Origin of the sequence: Psychrobacter sp. P11G5, assembly GCF_001593305.1 — a bacterium.
In the GTDB taxonomy this organism is placed as follows: domain Bacteria; phylum Pseudomonadota; class Gammaproteobacteria; order Pseudomonadales; family Moraxellaceae; genus Psychrobacter.
Map to the genome: position 1 here is coordinate 1,460,884 of NZ_CP012533.1, position 17,629 is coordinate 1,478,512.

Annotated in this window: 11 protein-coding genes; 3 read left to right on the forward strand and 8 right to left on the reverse strand. The window is 41.2% G+C overall.

What is annotated here, in order from left to right; translation table 11 throughout:
- Positions 1 to 308: 308 nt before the first annotated feature.
- The 3 genes from pdxA to AK825_RS06150 all read left to right on the forward strand — a co-directional run bounded on the left by pdxA (position 309) and on the right by AK825_RS06150 (position 3,586).
- Positions 309 to 1,376: a 4-hydroxythreonine-4-phosphate dehydrogenase PdxA gene (pdxA, locus tag AK825_RS06140; RefSeq protein WP_068035455.1), complete on the forward strand. Its 1,068-nt coding sequence runs from the start codon at positions 309 to 311 to the stop codon at positions 1,374 to 1,376.
- A gap of 207 nt (positions 1,377 to 1,583) precedes the next feature.
- Positions 1,584 to 2,447, forward strand: a complete 864-nt coding sequence (gene rsmA / locus AK825_RS06145) for a 16S rRNA (adenine(1518)-N(6)/adenine(1519)-N(6))-dimethyltransferase RsmA (RefSeq protein ID WP_068035457.1) — start codon at positions 1,584 to 1,586, stop codon at positions 2,445 to 2,447.
- Positions 2,448 to 2,749: 302 nt separating this feature from the next.
- Positions 2,750 to 3,586, forward strand: coding sequence for a symmetrical bis(5'-nucleosyl)-tetraphosphatase (locus AK825_RS06150; protein WP_068035459.1), 837 nt, complete (start codon positions 2,750 to 2,752; stop codon positions 3,584 to 3,586).
- A gap of 186 nt (positions 3,587 to 3,772) precedes the next feature.
- On the opposite strand, the gene AK825_RS06155 is transcribed toward AK825_RS06150, so the two are convergent.
- From AK825_RS06155 to AK825_RS06190, 8 genes are all read right to left on the reverse strand, one after another.
- Positions 3,773 to 4,714 (reverse strand): lantibiotic ABC transporter permease, encoded by a 942-nt coding sequence (locus tag AK825_RS06155; protein WP_068035461.1) that lies wholly within the window; start codon positions 4,712 to 4,714, stop codon positions 3,773 to 3,775.
- A 606-nt stretch (positions 4,715 to 5,320) separates the two neighbouring features.
- Complete coding sequence (locus AK825_RS06160; protein WP_068035463.1) at positions 5,321 to 7,819, reverse strand: site-specific recombinase; 2,499 nt, start codon at positions 7,817 to 7,819, stop codon at positions 5,321 to 5,323.
- Positions 7,820 to 8,145: 326 nt separating this feature from the next.
- Complete coding sequence (locus AK825_RS06165; RefSeq protein WP_068035465.1) at positions 8,146 to 9,930, reverse strand: acyl-CoA dehydrogenase C-terminal domain-containing protein; 1,785 nt, start codon at positions 9,928 to 9,930, stop codon at positions 8,146 to 8,148.
- Between the two features lie 548 nt (positions 9,931 to 10,478).
- On the reverse strand, positions 10,479 to 11,729 hold the full coding sequence (locus tag AK825_RS06170) for a PHB depolymerase family esterase (RefSeq protein WP_068035467.1): 1,251 nt from the start codon (positions 11,727 to 11,729) through the stop codon (positions 10,479 to 10,481).
- Positions 11,730 to 11,785: 56 nt separating this feature from the next.
- The gene (locus AK825_RS06175; RefSeq protein ID WP_068035469.1) at positions 11,786 to 12,208 is read right to left on the reverse strand and encodes a CopG family transcriptional regulator; all 423 of its coding nucleotides are present in this window, start codon (positions 12,206 to 12,208) and stop codon (positions 11,786 to 11,788) included.
- A gap of 393 nt (positions 12,209 to 12,601) precedes the next feature.
- The gene (locus AK825_RS06180; protein ID WP_068035471.1) at positions 12,602 to 14,395 is read right to left on the reverse strand and encodes an acyl-CoA dehydrogenase C-terminal domain-containing protein; all 1,794 of its coding nucleotides are present in this window, start codon (positions 14,393 to 14,395) and stop codon (positions 12,602 to 12,604) included.
- A gap of 381 nt (positions 14,396 to 14,776) precedes the next feature.
- On the reverse strand, positions 14,777 to 16,486 hold the full coding sequence (locus AK825_RS06185; RefSeq protein WP_068035473.1) for a GGDEF domain-containing phosphodiesterase: 1,710 nt from the start codon (positions 16,484 to 16,486) through the stop codon (positions 14,777 to 14,779).
- 126 nt (positions 16,487 to 16,612) lie between these two features.
- Positions 16,613 to 17,545: a 16S rRNA (uracil(1498)-N(3))-methyltransferase gene (locus AK825_RS06190; RefSeq protein WP_068035475.1), complete on the reverse strand. Its 933-nt coding sequence runs from the start codon at positions 17,543 to 17,545 to the stop codon at positions 16,613 to 16,615.
- Positions 17,546 to 17,629 lie beyond the last annotated feature (84 nt).

Here is a 17,629-nt window from a genome sequence, read left to right on the forward strand (position 1 = left end):
GAATTATTTATAAGTCAGTACTTCTAAAATCGCTACAAGTATAGCGCTAATTGTAAGCGCTATATCATAAAATGGCGCATCCAGCACCTACGATAAGTACCACAAAAACAAGCCTCAATTGATGCTACAATTAAAAGCGAAAGTCTATCACATTATGATTGTTAAGAGGCTGACAATAGATAGTTTCTCTAATTCTGTTAGTCAGTTTATTGTCAAAAATAGCGACTGTCATAACCGTATAAATGACGATTTCTTTTATAAAAAATATAATAATATCTGGTATTTAAGACAAAAATAAGGATAAATTCATGAGTCAAAAACAACCGTTGTTAATCACTACAGGTGAGCCTGCCGGTATCGGTATGGATGTAGTATTGTTATTAGCAGAAGCAGGGAAATTACAGGATTTTGCGCGGCCAATCTGGGTGACAGCCGATGCCAAAGCAATGCAAACGCGTGCAGACCAACTAATCGCTGCTGGTGTACTAAAAAACTGTCCTACTTGGCAGAGTGTCGCGCTCACTTCATCGTTAATAACTGATATTGATAGTATGGACTTTAATACGGCAAACAATGCATTTCTATTATTGGACATACCTTGTGCAGAGCCTGTGCTGGCAGGTCATATAGATATTAAGAACGCAGCAATGGTCGCCAAGCAGTTAGAAATCGCTCATCAACTCGCAGCAGATAATACCGTAGCCGCTATCGTCACTGGACCTTTACAGAAGTCTGCGTTAATTGATGCAGATATTAAACTATTAGATGGCACTATGTTTAGCGGTCACACGGAATTTTTTATGCAGCAAAGTGGCTGTGAAAAAGTGGTAATGATGCTGGCCAATCAAGTGATGAAAGTTGCTTTAGTTACGACTCATCTAGCTTTAAGAGATGTACCTGCTGCTATCACTGTAGATAATGTTCGCCAAACCGTGCAAATCGTACTTGATGATATGCAGTCGAAGTTTGGCATAGCAAATCCGCGTATATTAGTTTGCGGTCTTAATCCGCATGCAGGTGAAGGTGGACATTTAGGCATGGAAGAAATTGAGATTATCAACCCCGTACTGCAAGAGTTTATTGCCGCTGGCGTAAACGTATCAGAAGCGATGCCAGCCGATACGTTATTCACCTCTAGGCATTTAAATAACTGTGACGCGGTGATTGCAATGTATCATGACCAAGGACTTCCTGTGCTAAAATCGCACGGCTTTGGTGATACGGTTAACCTAACCTTAGGATTGCCTTATATTCGTACGTCAGTCGATCATGGCACAGCGCTTGATTTGGCAGGGGGCGGCGGTGCAAGTGCTACTAGCTTGTATCAGGCATTAGTTATGGCAAATGAGATGGCTAACAAGTCATTATCTAGATAGTTAACGTATGCAGAATGAAGCATGATGCTAAAATACAGCCAGATTATAAGCTGTGGTATAATTTTGACCCAATACAATGCTATAAAATACAATGCTGCAAAATTATCTTTCAGCATCGTCCTATATTGTTGATGTCTATTAATAAGCTATTCTGTAGCTTTGTAATCTCATTTTATTATTTCGTTTCTCATTAATTAAGAATCTTTTATGTCCACAAACTCGTTTGATGCTAATACATTAGCTGCTAGCTTGCGAACTGCCAAACACCAACCGCGTAAACGCTTTGGTCAAAACTTTTTACATGACAGCAGTATTATTCGCCAAATTGTTGATAGTATTCGTCTAGACCGCGATGACAACTTGATAGAAATTGGCCCTGGTATGGGTGCTTTGACTGAGCCTTTATTGGCAGAAGTTGATGCCATGACCGTGGTTGAGCTGGATCGTGATTTAGCAGATAGCTTACGCATTCGTATCGGCGCAAACAGCCATCCTAACTTTACGATTGTTAAAGAAAATGCCATGAATGTGGACTATCGTGAATTTTATAGCACCGATCGTGGCAAGCTACGTGTGGTGGGCAACCTGCCTTATAATATCTCAACGCCAATACTGTTTCATTTGCTTGGCTATTCTGATGTCATTCAAGACATGCATTTTATGCTGCAAAAAGAAGTGGTCGAGCGTATCACTGCTGATGTCGGTAGCAAAACTTATGGTCGTCTGTCAGTTATTATGCAATATCACTGCGAGACTGACTATCTGCTGACTGTTCCTAGAGGCGCGTTTAATCCACCGCCTAAAGTGACCAGTGCTGTGTTTCGTCTGACACCGCATATTGATAAACCAGTCGTCGCAGAGGATGAACAGTATTTTGCCATCGTGGTGCGTGAAACCTTTAACCATCGCCGCAAAACTTTACGTGCTATCTTCAAAAAATCAACGCTATTACCGACCTTGAGTGAAGATGACTTTGCAGCTTGTGGTATTGATCCTCAAGCACGTCCAGAAACACTCAGTGTGAGCGACTTTGTGGCGTTAAGTAATCAAGCCAAGAGTGTAGAAGAATAAGCTCTACCTGGATTCAACAACTAATAGTTCAATTGCAATAGTCAGTCGTTGTACTTTCACACGTGTACAGCGCTATTATCATTAGTACTTAGGGTGTATCCTCATTTTGATAATGGTAATAAAAATGAGATAGATTTTTGTCAATCAAAGGAAATTTTGCAGAGAATATGAGTATATTGTCTAGAAATTTTCAAAGAGTGACGGAAATATAGCCATTTTTAGCCCATTAGAGGTTTACTCGTTCAGATTGAGGACACGCCCTAGCTATTTAAAAGAATCATTTAGATAATCATCGAGGGATTATGAGTTTTCGCCACCAATATGTCATCGGTGATTTACAAGGTTGCTATGCTGCGTATCAAAAACTACTCGAGACCTTAGATTTTGATCCTACACAAGATAAATTATGGTTCGCGGGTGACTTAGTCGCACGTGGAGAGGATTCGTTAAATACTTTGCGCCATGTGAAAGCACTATGCGAGCAGGGTGCGGCGGCGACTGTCCTTGGTAACCATGATTTAAATTTACTTGCAGTATGGCGGGGCGCAACTAAGATTAGGAAAAAAGATAAAACCGCGCCGATTTTTGCCGCCGAGGACAGTGAAGAATTATTGCAGTGGTTAAGGCGTCAACCGATTCTAGCGTATCCTGATGAGCGCACAGTATTGGTACATGCAGGTATACCACCGCATTGGACGATCGATGTAGCTGCACAATATGCCCAGCAGTTAGAGGCGCAATTGAAAGGTAGTTTGCAACAACTGGATCGACTATTACCGCACTTGTATAGTAAGAACGCTGATGATTGGCATGATAATATTAATGGCTTTACCAAGATGCGTGCAATATCTAATTATTTTACCCGTATGCGCTTGTGCAAGCAGGATGGGACGCTTGAATTTAGTTTTACTTCTAGTCTAGATCAGCATATGCCTGATGATTTTATGCCATGGTTTGAATGGCAAGTACCACGTGCTCGCAAAATATTATTTGGTCATTGGGCAGCCTTAAAGGGTGAAGTGGACTTGCCACATGCGCGCGCGCTTGATGGTGGCTGTGTTTGGGGTAACTCTCTACTAGCTTACCGACTCAGTGATGGCAAAGTGATAACGTCAAATGAGCAGTGTCCAAACTCTTAATGATCGCTTATCTAACCTTGATATACAAGGCTAGATAAGCGGTCTGTTTTAAGTAGTTCTGTTATAGCAGTCTACTTTGAGTGGTCTATTAATAGATTTTATCAGTGTAATAGACTGGTTTCATTGGGGTATACCTAAAATATAGATCCTCTAAACGATAACTCATCTATCAGTAGTTGAGGCGGTTCAGAAAACTGATTTTACATCCATAGGTCGAGTCGTATGGCGTTTTGCCATATATTTGCCCAGTAAGGGTAAGCAAAATGCTGGTAATTGAAAAGCACCCAGTAACGGTAAAAACACCGTACCCATGAAGGGTGCAGTTATGGTGTAAGCAAGTAATACATTGCGTCCACCACACACCAACGCAGCGATAATGGCATTTTCATAGCCAAAACGCCGATATATTATATAAGCGGTAAAATAAAATACCAATGCCAATGCAGAACTTAGCACCAGTAATGACAACGCTTGCCACGGATTATGATCAAAGGTGGTACGAAACCCTGCCATCAGTCCCAGTGGAAACAACATCAGCAGTAAAATATTAAACTGTGCAATTTTGGGATAATAACGTGACAAAATAGGCGGTGAAACGAACCGACGCACCGCCACAGCTAGCACTATTGGCATAACAATATAAACTAACAAGCGATTAACATATATGCCAACGTCTATATGCGCATTGTCATCGCCTAATAGCCACAATACGCCTAATAATGTACATGGCATAACGAACGTAGCAGCGATAGTTTTTGCCGTCGCCAGTTGTGCATCAAATCCCACCGCATTGACCAACGCACCACTACCGAACAATGGGGCAGTGGCACCAAGACCTGCAATCGCCAATAGCCAATCGCCACGTACACCGAGTGCATAAGCAGTTACTATTAAAACTAGACTCATACCCCCGCTTTGTAACAAGGCAAAAACCCATACATAGCTTGTCGCTATACGCTTTAAAAGCGCATATTGGTCAATGCCTAGTAAAGTAAAAAACATCAAGAAGAACAATATTTGGGGTAAATATACCAAGACTGTATTGGATAAGTTTGGAAAAACAAAGCCCACAATTGCACAAACTGGCATAATTAATGTGCTATGGCGCGCAATAAAACGAAGAAGCATGACCTTTCCTAATAAAAAATATTCGTAAAAAAGCGGGTATTACTTCCCTTTTTTACCATCCGTTATGCAAATAATCCCCACATGATACTATTTTAATTACATAATCGTGCCACTGTTACGGTTTACTGCCTTTTAATGCTGTGCCATTTTTTACTAAAAAGACGCCGCATATTTCATGGTTTATACTGGTGTTTGCAGTGAGCTTTTTATGCTCTCTAGGTTTGCGACATTATCGATATCACTATTGGGCAGATAAATACCATAAAAGTATCTCTTTGATGCGTATGGGTATGCTGAACCACGCTGGGATTGTTTAAGATCCAATGATCTTAGAGAGTAGGAAAATTTCGAGTTGTCTCAATTCATAGATACAGGTAGTAGGTTATTAAATAGCCATAATATGACTAATATTATATTTTTAGACGAAGCTAAAAGAATTATATTTGAGACTGAAGATATGAGGTTTAGTATTACAGTCGTTATGGTAAATGGCTAAATCTAGTAACTTTGAATATTTATGTGATGAATATCAATGAGGTATCAAAAAAATATTGTTAGACATGTTATCAGCCGTTGACCAAGTATAAAGCTACCAAAACTGTCCTATTAATTAGGCAGTTTTGGTGGTTTTTTAGGTTTCGGTAATGGCGTTTTTGCATCGCCGGCTGCTTTATTATTGGGGTTTTCATTATCAGCACTACTGTTTTCGCTACTATTAATGGCATCAAGCGTTTTGGTCGCTTTATCGTATTGAATATCACTAGAATAAGGCACGCTATTAAGTTCTTCATCTACTAAACCATCATCTAGGTCAACAACCTTTTTTACTAAGGCTTTTGGTGAAGAGATGTGTGTTGTTTGCCCAGAACTTTTCAGTGAATTTGAATCTATGAGGTTATCGTGCTCGTTGTTTTGAGGCTGATTATCATAGTAGATATCTGTCGTCATCTGCTCACCTTGTGCATTAGCAGCTACAGATTTAGGTAATATTTTGACGTCAGATAAACGTCGCACTACATAATTGCTAGGTAACGGCTTGCCACCTTTTTGTCCAGCAGTATCATCAAATATCATATGTCCTTGACTATCGATACGTGCGTATTTCATTGGCTTATCTCGGGGCCAAAAAAAGTCAGATGGGTGACTGATGATATGCCCAAAAACCAGTTTTGTTAGTCGGCTCCATTCAAAGAATTGTACCTCTTTTGAGCGCAATGCGACGAAGAGTGCCAGTGAAAAGCTGACCATTAGGTTGACCATACCGATCAGTGCAACACCAAGAATAGAGATTAAAATAACATCCCAACTGATTTGTGCCGATGACATATTGAATAGTCCATGAGCCAAATTGGCAGATGCAAAGGCAATATGGCGAATATCAATGGGTAAGCCAAATAAGAAGCCAATGGTAGCGGTACTACCTAAGAATACACCGAATAAAAAATTTCCCATAATAGCGCCCAGATTGGCTTCCACAAAGCCACCCAAACGCTGAAGCCATGTTTCAGGGAGTAAACGCTGGAGCAACCAATGCCTGCGAATACGAGCGCCAATCTGATTATAGACAGCCAAGTTATCATAGTAACCAGCAATAAGGCCGGACAGGAATAGATATACGCCGGCAATGGCAGCGTGGGGTAGTGCTAAAGATCGAAAGGGGTCAAGATCATGAAGTAAATGTCCTGCTTTATCGGTGTCAATCATCGGTGCGCCTGTATACTGTAACCAAGCAAAAGAGATGATTAATGCTACTGGTATAGCTAGCATAATGTTACCCATGATGGCGATAAACTGGGTGCGCAAGATATCCACTACTAGCTCTGATAACTTAGTAAGCTGATGAGATTTTTTTCCAGAGCCTTCCGATATGGTCGAAGCAATGGCAGCGGCAGTCATTGCTGGCTGCTTAGTCGCAACCGTACCATGCACGATATGAATAAAAACAAAGCCTAAACCATAAATCATACTGTTGATAAATGCTCGCCCCATCGGTGCAAGCGCCAAGTGATAAGCCAATATTTTAGTAGTGGCCATAAAGGCAATAATAAAGCCACCAATGGACGCTTTTTTGAACATGTTTTGATAGCCAGCTCTATCTGTGCTGATATAGTGCTCACCAACGCGGCTAGCATTTTCAGTGACTTTGCGTGACAGCAGCTTAGTATTATTATCAATCAAATAGCCAATACTGTAACGACGGTTAGCAGTCGTAATAAGGGTCTGAATCAGATCAATCACGGCTTTGTCGCGATTGTGACCGCTATCAGCAACCAGTTCGGTCAAAATGCGCATACGCTGTAAGCTTTGATCAAGGCGTAACATCATATTGGTCAAGCGAATAGAGATACCAGTCTTATAGATACGTTTACGTACTGTTGCCACGATATCTTCACACTGTTCAAGCATGACAAGTAGGGGTGCAGGATTGACCGCATGTTCGGGAGTAATATCCGTTAACGTGTCGAGCTCGTGCGCCTGCCGATATTGATTAACGAACAATACTGCTTCTTGGTTTTGTGCGACAAAGGATGCTGAGTAGTTCAAAATTTGCGGATAAGCTTCCATTAAATCGGGGTGCAGACCGATACCGCTAATACGGTAAGACAAAATAACAATCGCATTTAGAATACTGTTTTTGGCCGTAGCTACTAGAGGTAAATGCTCGTCTTTGACTTTGAGAAGATCGACGAGAGCATCCCATTTATCTTTTTCGATATGAGCGAGCCAGCGTTCATCCTGACGTTTATGAAACAAATAGCCGACCAGCTCAACGACTGAATCATCCTGAGGTAGTAGCGGTAAAAACCGATGACCGATCAAGCGGCGTAAACTACTAAAAAAACCTTCATCTGACATAATGCCAGTGTCGGTATATAGGGCAATTTGACGGTATTGAATGATTAGCTTTAATACAAAGCTGGCAAGACCATCGCTATATTCTGGATGTTGGCGCAAGATGTCGATAAGGGTTTGGATATTTTGATTAGCAAGTGCAGGCTCTTTCTCATTGACTCGCAGCTCATTAATCAAGCGCTTAAGTACAGACGGCTCTGGCACGTCACTCAAGGCAGTAATCTGTTGTAAAATACGTTTTATCTCTGACACAGCGTACCCTTTATCGTTATTATTTTGATAGTCAATATTTTGATATTTATAATGTCATATCATTTATAGCTATAGCTATAGCTATAGCTATCTATAGAGAAATTAGAGGTTATTAGGTGTTTATTAAGCGTTTAGATGCAAATATTTCTGATAGTCTAAGAGTGAATGCAAGTTATTTGGAGTTATTTTAATCGCAAGCACATTACAATGCTGAATTATTTTGTTAGCAATTAATTTTGGCAAAAAAAAGGACAGTAATCATACTGTCCTTTTTTGTTGGTAACTTTTTATTAATAAATAAATAGCTATTAGTTTTTGAAGGCTAATTAGCTGGCAGGTACATTAAAATAATCCAAGTCAAAATTCATCATTGGATCGCTACCAGCTTTGACCATCTGCGCATGAGCATCAATGCGCGGCAAGACGCGACCAACAAAGTAATCAGCAAGCTTGGCTTTATTGGTATAAAACTCGCCATCTTTACCGTTAGCTGCTTCAACCATCAGGGCAAACATATATGAGTAGCATAGATAGCCGACTGCATGCATATAATCAACTGCGCAGCCATTGATCTCATTTTTGCGAGAACCGATATTGGTCAAGACTGTTTTAGTCAACTCTTCGACAGTATCAGCGGCATTTAATGTCGCTTGCTTAATACCATGATCAGCTTGCATAGCGCTAACATAATCACGTATCTCACCTAAGAAATGGGTGATATATTTGCCGTCGTTGCGGGCAACTTTACGGCCTAATAAGTCAAGTGCTTGAATACCGTTTGCACCTTCATAAATCTGAGCAATACGCGTATCACGTACGATTTGCTCCATGCCCCATTCGCGCACATAGCCATGACCACCAAAGACTTGCTGGCAATCGATAGTTGCTTCTAACGCTTTATCAGTTAAGAACGCTTTTGCAATAGGTGTCAGTAGGGCAACACGTGCAGCAGCGGCTTGAGCTGCTTCAGGGTCAGTGCTGAACTTTTCAGTATCTAGTTGTTTGGCGACATACATAGCAAAGCAGCGTGACGCTTCAGCGTTAGCTTTAGCATTCAATAGCATACGGCGTACATCAGCATGGTGAACGATAGCATCAGCTGGTTTCTCTGGGCTTTGTAGCTGAGTATCACTACGACCTTGACCACGCTCATACGCATAAAGTGCAGCGTTTTGATAAGCAAGCTCAGTACCGCCAAGTCCTTGCAGACCCATCGTTACGCGCTCATAGTTCATCATAATGAACATTGAAGATAGGCCAGTATTCTCAGCACCTACCATCCAACCTTTTGCGTCATCAAAATTCATGACACAAGTCGCTGAGGCTTTGATACCCATTTTATGTTCGATAGAGCCAGCTGATAAGGTATTACGTTCGCCTACGCTGCCATCAACATTGACCAAGAATTTCGGTACAACAAACAGAGAGATACCTTTTGAGCCTTCTGGAGCATCTGGCGTTTTAGCTAATACGAGATGAATAATATTGTCGGTTAAGTCGTGCTCACCGCCAGTAATAAAGATTTTGGTACCAGAGATGTTATAGCTACCATCATCATTTGGTATGGCTTTGGTTTTGATAATACCTAAGTCGGTACCAGCGTGCGGTTCAGTTAAGCACATGGTACCTGACCATTCGCCTGAGTACATTTTTTCTAAATACGTTTGCTTTTGTTCTTCTGAACCAGCTGCGTTGAGACACAAGGTCGCGCCAACCGTTAGGTTAGGGTAGAGTGTAAATGATTGGTTGGTAGTAAAGAGCATCTCTTCGGTTAGCATGGTGACCATTTTTGGAAAACCTTGTCCACCATACTCAGGGTTACCGCCAAGTCCAACCCAACCTGATTCAGCATATTGCTGATAAGCTTCTTTAAATCCTTTAGGCGTAGTAACGACGCCATCGCCTTGATAAGTCGCACCTTCTTCATCGCCGCTACGATTAATAGGTAGCAAGACGTTTTTACTTAATTTGGCCATTTCTTCTAAAATCATATCGACTGTTTCCATGTCGACATGAGATAAATTGTCATTATTTTGCCAAAATTCATGAGCTTTAAAGACATCCGTTAAAATGAAGCGCATGTCAGTCAGAGGGGCATTATAAACAGCCATAAACATTCCTTTGGTTTAAAATTAATAAAATTTAATTCGCATAGTATTTGAAACTATAATTTTACATTGTTAATTGTGAAGCTATATACAGTGTTTGCTTATATTTATCATGATGTTCTTAAGGAGCAACGGTAAATACTGCAACGGTTATTAACAGATTTAGACTGGTGACAATAAGTAAAGTTTAGCAAATTAGTAGATGAGCTTGTGTATCTCTTAGTGAATAGTGCGTACACTAAAAGTTCGCATGCACTCTTGCAGCGCGCAAATAACATATTTGAAGGTTCAACAGACCTTAATCTAAACAAAATAAATCGGCAACATACTGAAGTACGCTGCCGATAATAAGCCATTTAAATCACTATACTAACGTCCAAATGCAGTTTTTGATTATATATCTAACTGCATATCTAACTGCATATCTAACTGCTTAATTCAAAAGAAAATGTATAAACGTTTATGCTCATGTGTCGCTTAATACCACTACTGATTTAGCTTTGAGGTGCAAAGAGTGCAGCTTAAAATCTTTGTATAAATCACGTTGAAAATTAGAGATTTAAGAAAAACCGCAGCATCTCCTTTGAAGCATCTGGACCCTTGGGATCAGTGTAAGACCCTGCGCTACTGCCGCCTGCCCAGCTATGCCCAGCCCCGTGAATCTTCCAATATTCCAACTGACTAACCCCTTTACTATTACGAATCTCTAGTTGAGTACTGCGACAATTTTGCTCAGAGCATTGCTTATGCTGATGGGTCGTTAAACCAGTTTCTTGCGCTTGTAAGTGCTGCTCTGCCTGCTCAAAGATCTGCCCGCCATTACGGATACTCACCGTATGATCCTGATCACCATGAAACACAATCGTCGGGACAAACTTACTACTCCCTGTACGTTTTGGAGTAGCTGCGCCACCCTGACGCATTGTCATTAATGCAGACGGCAGATCAGTGGCACTGCGATAAGCTAACCCTGAATGCACGCCAATCGCTGCATATAGTTCTGGATAAGCCTCTGCCATAATTACTGCCATAGCAGCGCCTGCGGATAGCCCTGCAATGTATACACGTGATGAGTCCACTGCGTAATCTTTAATAATAGATTGAGTCAATGCCGCAAGCCATGCAGGCTCACCTTGACCTTGCCGTTGATCAGTAGGTTTAAACCAGTTCCAACAGCGATTTTGATTAGCAGAAGCTGGCTGAGAAGGATAGACGATCAGGCAACGGTGTTCTTCTGCCAACTCATTCATACGTGTACCCGCTGCAAAATCTTCCGGTGATTGAGTACAACCATGCAGCATGACTATTAGAGGTAAATGTAAACCTTCTTCCACTGCTTTTGTGTAGTTTGAGGGAATATATAACCGGTAGTCATGATTTCCTTGAGATGACTTAAGGGTGCCTTTAAGAAATTGCGCATTGTCAGGAATAGTCGGCTCATTATGCGTATTGAACCCAGTACGCAGGGTACTCACATTCATAACCGTTGGTAAGTCCAGCTTAAAATTCTTCATTTTATCTGTAAGATCTTGCAAGTGATTAGGCAGTTTACTGGACAGCTTATCAGTGCTTGTAGGCTTGTCCGTCGGGGTCGGGGTCAAACGATCTTGTAGCGTTGGCACATCAGATGCTATATCAGGCGTCACATCCTTGATAGTCTTCTCATCAGTATGGCTGGCTGGTGCTGCGCCGCTCAAGTTCTTTTGAATTAAGTTAGTGGCCTCTTGTAGCTGGCCTGATTTCATCAGTTTCATCGCTTCTTCAAGATGCGGTGGTATCATGCTAAATTTTGAAAAACTCATTTGTTATTTCCCGTTACATTCATACAAATTTTAAGAGTGATCGTAAAAGAAAATGCTTAAATCATTTTGTTAACCAATACGGCTTTTATCTCTGGGCTTGCCTGCAGCACGCCTAATACCGTAATACTTTCAATAGTAGCTTCCACCAGTTCTGGGGTTACGTCTGCCGCGATGGTCGCCAGACCCAATACTTGAATATGTAATTTTTCATTACGCTCTTGAACGTCTTCAAGATCGGCGCGGGTGTAATGACGTAGGCCTAACTCTAAGGTTTTACGAGCAACGGTTTGACGCACCACGTCAGCATGCGTGGTTAGCTGATTGCGTATCGCAGTACGAATAAAGTCAGTGCGATTAGAATAGAAACCTTCCTGCACCATCAAGTCGACTTGTCCAAGATCAACGTAGCCTAAATTAATAGTGACCTTTTCTGTATCACCTGCTCTAGTACGAATAGGCGTTATATTGTTGCTTGCCATCGTGTCTTCCTTTGAGTAAAAACTGCTTGATGCGGTAATTATACTCCATATGGAATCCAATTGGAGTATAAATTTAATATTTTAATAAAAATTAACAAGCAAAGTTCTTAAAGTACTTTTAAATCTATACTCATACCATGCCTAAAAATTTAAAGATTAAAGCAACGCGGAAAACTTATACAAGTAACATATCTGATCTAAATTTCAAATTAGTATGAGCTATCGTAGGCTATGGCACTTAAACTACTTATCAAACTGCACACTATCAATAAGCCAATACCAAAAAATCGGCAACATATCTAAGTATGTTGCCGATCCTTATACCGCTTCTAAATTCTTCATCGATCGAAATTTGTAGCATCTAACTATAATAGAATTTATCTAGGCTTGATTCTAAAAAGCAAATTGATCAACGTCCATGCTCATGTACGGCTCAACACCAGTACTGATACGTTGTACATGCGTAGTAGTGCGCGGTAACAACTTAGCAAAATAGAACTGTGCTGTTTTAACCTTGGCGTCATAGAAGGCATGTTCACTGTTGCCGTTTGCAATCTCAGTTTGAGCAACCAATGCCATACGTGCCCATAAATAGGCAAGGGTAACATATCCACTGAAATACATGTAATCAACGGCAGCACCGCCAACGGCATCTGGGTTTTCAGTTGCTTGCATGCCAATACGTGCAGTCAAATCGCCCCATTCTTTTAAATGCTTGGCAAGTGGACGGATGAACTGGCCCATCTCATCGTTGTCTTTATTATCTTCGCAGAAATTTTGAATGATATTGACAAAGTTTGCAAGCAATTTGCCTTGTGAGCCTAAGACTTTACGACCAAGTAGATCAAGCGCTTGAATCTCAGTAGTACCTTCGTACAAGCAGGCGATACGCGTATCACGGACGTTTTGCTCCATGCCCCATTCGCTAATAAAGCCATGACCACCGTAGACTTGCACGCCATGATTAGCGGCTTCTAGACCAGTTTCAGTTAAGAACGCTTTTGCAATTGGCGTCAGTAATGACAGCATTTGATCCGCAAACTTAAGGTCATCGCCTTCGCCTTTTGCGACAGTATCTGCAAAATGAGAGAGATAGTATACTAGTGCGCGGCCACCTTCAGCGAAGGCTTTTTCAGTCAATAGCATATTACGGACAGCTGGATGCACGATGATAGGATCAGCGACTTTATCTGGCGCTTTAGGACCTGATAGTGAACGCATTGCTAAACGATCTTTGGCATAAGTAAGTGAGCCTTGGAACGCATACTCTGCAGCAGTTAGACCTTGAACAGCAGTACCGATACGTGCCACGTTCATAAAAGTAAACATGCACTGTAGGCCACGGTTTTCAGGGCCAATCAAATAACCGGTTGCACCATCAAAGTTCATGACACAAGTGGCTGAGGCTTTGATACCCATTTTGTGCTCGATAGAGCCGCAGACAACGTTATTGTGCTCGCCTAAGCTATTGTCTTCATTAACCATTATCTTTGGTACGATAAATAATGAGATGCCTTTAGTGCCAGCAGGTGCGCCGGGCAAACGCGCTAAGCAGATATGAATAATGTTCTCAGCCAAGTCATGCTCGCCAGCTGAAATAAAAATCTTTTGACCAGTAATGCTATAGCTGCCATCGTCATTCGGCTGAGCTTTGGTACGGATAATACCCAAGTCAGAGCCTGCATGTGCTTCAGTAAGACACATAGTACCTGACCATTCGCCAGTGACCATTTTTTCTAAATACGTTTCTTTTTGGCTATCAGTACCGTGATGCTCAATGGTTTGGATAGCGCCATGTGATAAACCTGGGTACATAGAGAATGACCAGTTAGCCGTACCTACCATCTCATTGATGACCGTAGATAATGAAAATGGCATGTTTTGACCACCAAACTCTTCTTCAGCAGAGAGTGCAGGGAAGCCAAGCTCACAATACTGCTTATAAGCTTCTTTAAAGCCTTTAGGCGTTGTAACCTTGCCATTATCAAACTGGCAGCCCTCAGCATCGCCACTTTGATTTAGCGGTGACAATTCATTTTCAGCAAAACTTGCAGCCATCTCAAACAGGCTGTCCATTAGTTCACGGTCAGCTTCTTGAAATTTTGGTAAGCGTTTATAGTGGCTTTCGCTATCAAGTAACTCATGCATGACGAATTGAATATCACGTAAAGGGGCTTTGTACTGCATAACTTCCTGTCCTTTTTTTGGGTATGACCGACAGCGAATGAACGACTCTATTTATTGATATCTTAGCTGTTAGTATGTTACTGGTATCAGACTTGCCTACACTAATGACTAGAAGCAACGACACCGGTCATATAAAATAACGTTGAAAAATGATAAAAGAATTATGACTGTATTAGTAAATTCACCACAAAAGATAGGCGTTCACTGGGAATTATACAAGTTTGGTTGTAATACTGATAAGTCATCAACCCATCTTGCATCCTTTATATAATCAACGTTAGCGAACAAAAAAACAGGGCTAAAACAGGGCTAACTATGGTGCGAAGAGGTGCGAGAAAAAGCTATATAAGCCAATCTATATAGTAGTAACGATTGTCTAAACTAATTGAGATCTGTATTCGGAAGAGACGAATGCCTCAACATTTTGGTTGCTATATCAGCGCAGATGGGCCGACCAAACCAGTAACCTTGTCCATACTTACAGCCCATTTGTAATAACAAATCGCGCTGTTGTTCGGTCTCGATTCCTTCAGCGATAGCGCTCATATCTAAAGCAATAGCCAAATCTAATATAGCTTTAACTATAGCGGACTGCGTACGGTTATCAACGATTTTATCAATGAAGCTTTTATCAATTTTAATAAAATCAAAAGGGTATTCTTGCAAATAACTGAGCGAGGCGTAGCCAGTACCAAAATCATCGAGTGCTAAACAGACCCCCAGTGCTTTTAGAGCAATAAGCTGTTGCTTAACACTAGCGTGCCGTAGCATCAGAGAAGATTCAGTGACCTCAATATGCAACTGGTGAGGTTGAATAGAGTATTGAGTAAAGAGATTGCTTACAAAGTCAAAAAACTCAGGATGGCTAAATTCAGCAGCATCCGCATTAATACAGACATGTTGGGTAAAGTTCATTGACTCCCAAGTGCATAGCTGCTCAGCAATTTGAAAAGCCATTTGGCGAAATAAATCAAATGACAGTTTATGTTTAATAATAGCTTCAATAAAGTCCTTTGGTTGTAGTAGCCCGCGTGTAGGATGTTGCCAGCGTACCAATGCCTCAAAACCAGTAATAACCCCAGTATCTAGAGCTACTTTAGGCTGATAATATGCTATGAACTGCTTAGCAACTATCGCTTCACGCAGCTCGGTCTCTAACTGCATACTATCAATTGATGGACAGTTTAGCTCATCGTTATACCACCAAACATCATCGCCTCCATGCTCCTTAGCATACTGTAAAGCCTTTTCAGCCTTGTTTAGTAAGCTGCTCAATTGATTACCGTCTTTAGGGTAATAGCTGACGCCGACGGAGATTTGCAAATAGATACTAGTGCTGTTTAAGACAAACGGTCGCTCACACATATGCATCAGGCTATCGAGCTCATGGCGTACCATATGGGCATCTGTAAACTCGAATAACAACCCAAAATCATCGCCACCTAAGTGTGAAAAGCACAGTAGTTGATTAAGCTCAAGGCCATTGATTCTAGCGACAAATTCTTTGATAAGGGCATCGACGTTGTCTTGTCCGAGATTGTTAATCAAAATACGATAACGGTCGATATTTACTCGAATAATAACCACTTCTTGGAAGCTATCCATCAATACATCATTGGTCTGACTCAAAAACACTTTGCGATTGGGTAGACCTGTCAGCTGATTGTGATTAAGTAGATGGGCGACTTGTTGTTGGTCTTCTACGACTGAGGAGATATCGCGCACCATTCCTACATAATAAACGGTTTCATCGACATAGATCCTACGGTAAGATATATGGCAGTTAAGTGTTCGACCGTAGCGGTTTAATAGGGAAAAATTATTTTCATAAAAACCATCGTCATCCAGTCGATTAGATATATCTTGTAATATAGAACGCTCTTTCTCTGATAGGAATTCAGCGGCATATATACCAAGTGGTCGACCAATCATAAATGGCTCTTCAAAACCAATCATTGCTTCATAAGCAGCATTAACTGACATATAGCGTAGATTTGCATCTAGGATAAATACGGCATCTTCCAAGCGCTCACACAGCTCCAATAATAATTGCTGCTTAATCGATGGTGAGATGGGAACAAAGGTAGTCATAATTGAGACTCAATAGTCAATCAAGGTGGTAGTCATGCACATTTTCATAAGCTTAGCGAGTAAGATAGTCATTAGGCATTCACTCACTGGATTTTATTTTTAATAATAAATGAGTATGTTTGTTTATTAATGTTGATGATAAAGCGCATTTAATGTGGCTAGAGCGACTACAGGTGCCGTCTCTGTACGGAGTACTCGATTACCGATTTGCCAAGGGGAAAAGTGAGCTTTTTCTGCTTGCGCACGCTCATCGTCACTCAGTCCACCTTCAGGGCCAATCAATAGCTTGATATAGGGTGATTCGCGTTTCAGTACTGCTAACAAGGACTCAGGCATAGCGGGTTGTCCTGCTGCTGGCACACTCATTTGTAAGCGTAAGTCTGCTGGCTGCTGTAATATCTGATAGTAAGCATCTTGGCTTAGTGCCGCGACAATAGGGCTGACGGGCAGGCCGTTAATATTTTTCTCAGTATTCTCATTTATACTGTTAGCAGTAACTTTGCTCACAGCGTTAATAGCTGTATCTGCTTTCAACCATTGGTCAATAGACTGAGGTGCAAGAATAAGCGGCGGTCGATTTAATCCGCACTGCTCGCATGCGGCGATAGCTACTTGCTGCCAGTGTAAAAGCTTTTTGTCTACTTGCGCAGGTTTTAAATTAACTTCACCATGATGGCTGCTTAACAACTGAATAGCGGTCACGCCTAGCTCAGTGGCTTTCTGAATTGCATAGTCCATACGTTCGCCACGACTCATCACTAAGCCGATTTTGCTGATGACAAGCGCACTACGATCATCATCTAAATGTGCTAATAAGGTGACGGTTGCGTGCTTTTTACTAATCTCTTGTAGCTGTACACGATATTCACCACCAAAACCATCGAACAGAATACCTTGGTCACCAACATTTGCACGTAATACGCGGCACCAGTGATGTACGATACCTTCTGTTAATGCAAGCTCTGAGCCAACAGATAAAGTACTCAGTTTAGGGTAATTGATATCGATGTTGCTACTGGCATCGCGTTCATCACTTATAGCATAAAAAAAACGTCGCACAATCACTTAGTCCTGTATTTCAAACAATAATCTTTCTCAATATCTTAGCAGAATATTGTTTAGGTAAAAGTATCTCTATAGTAA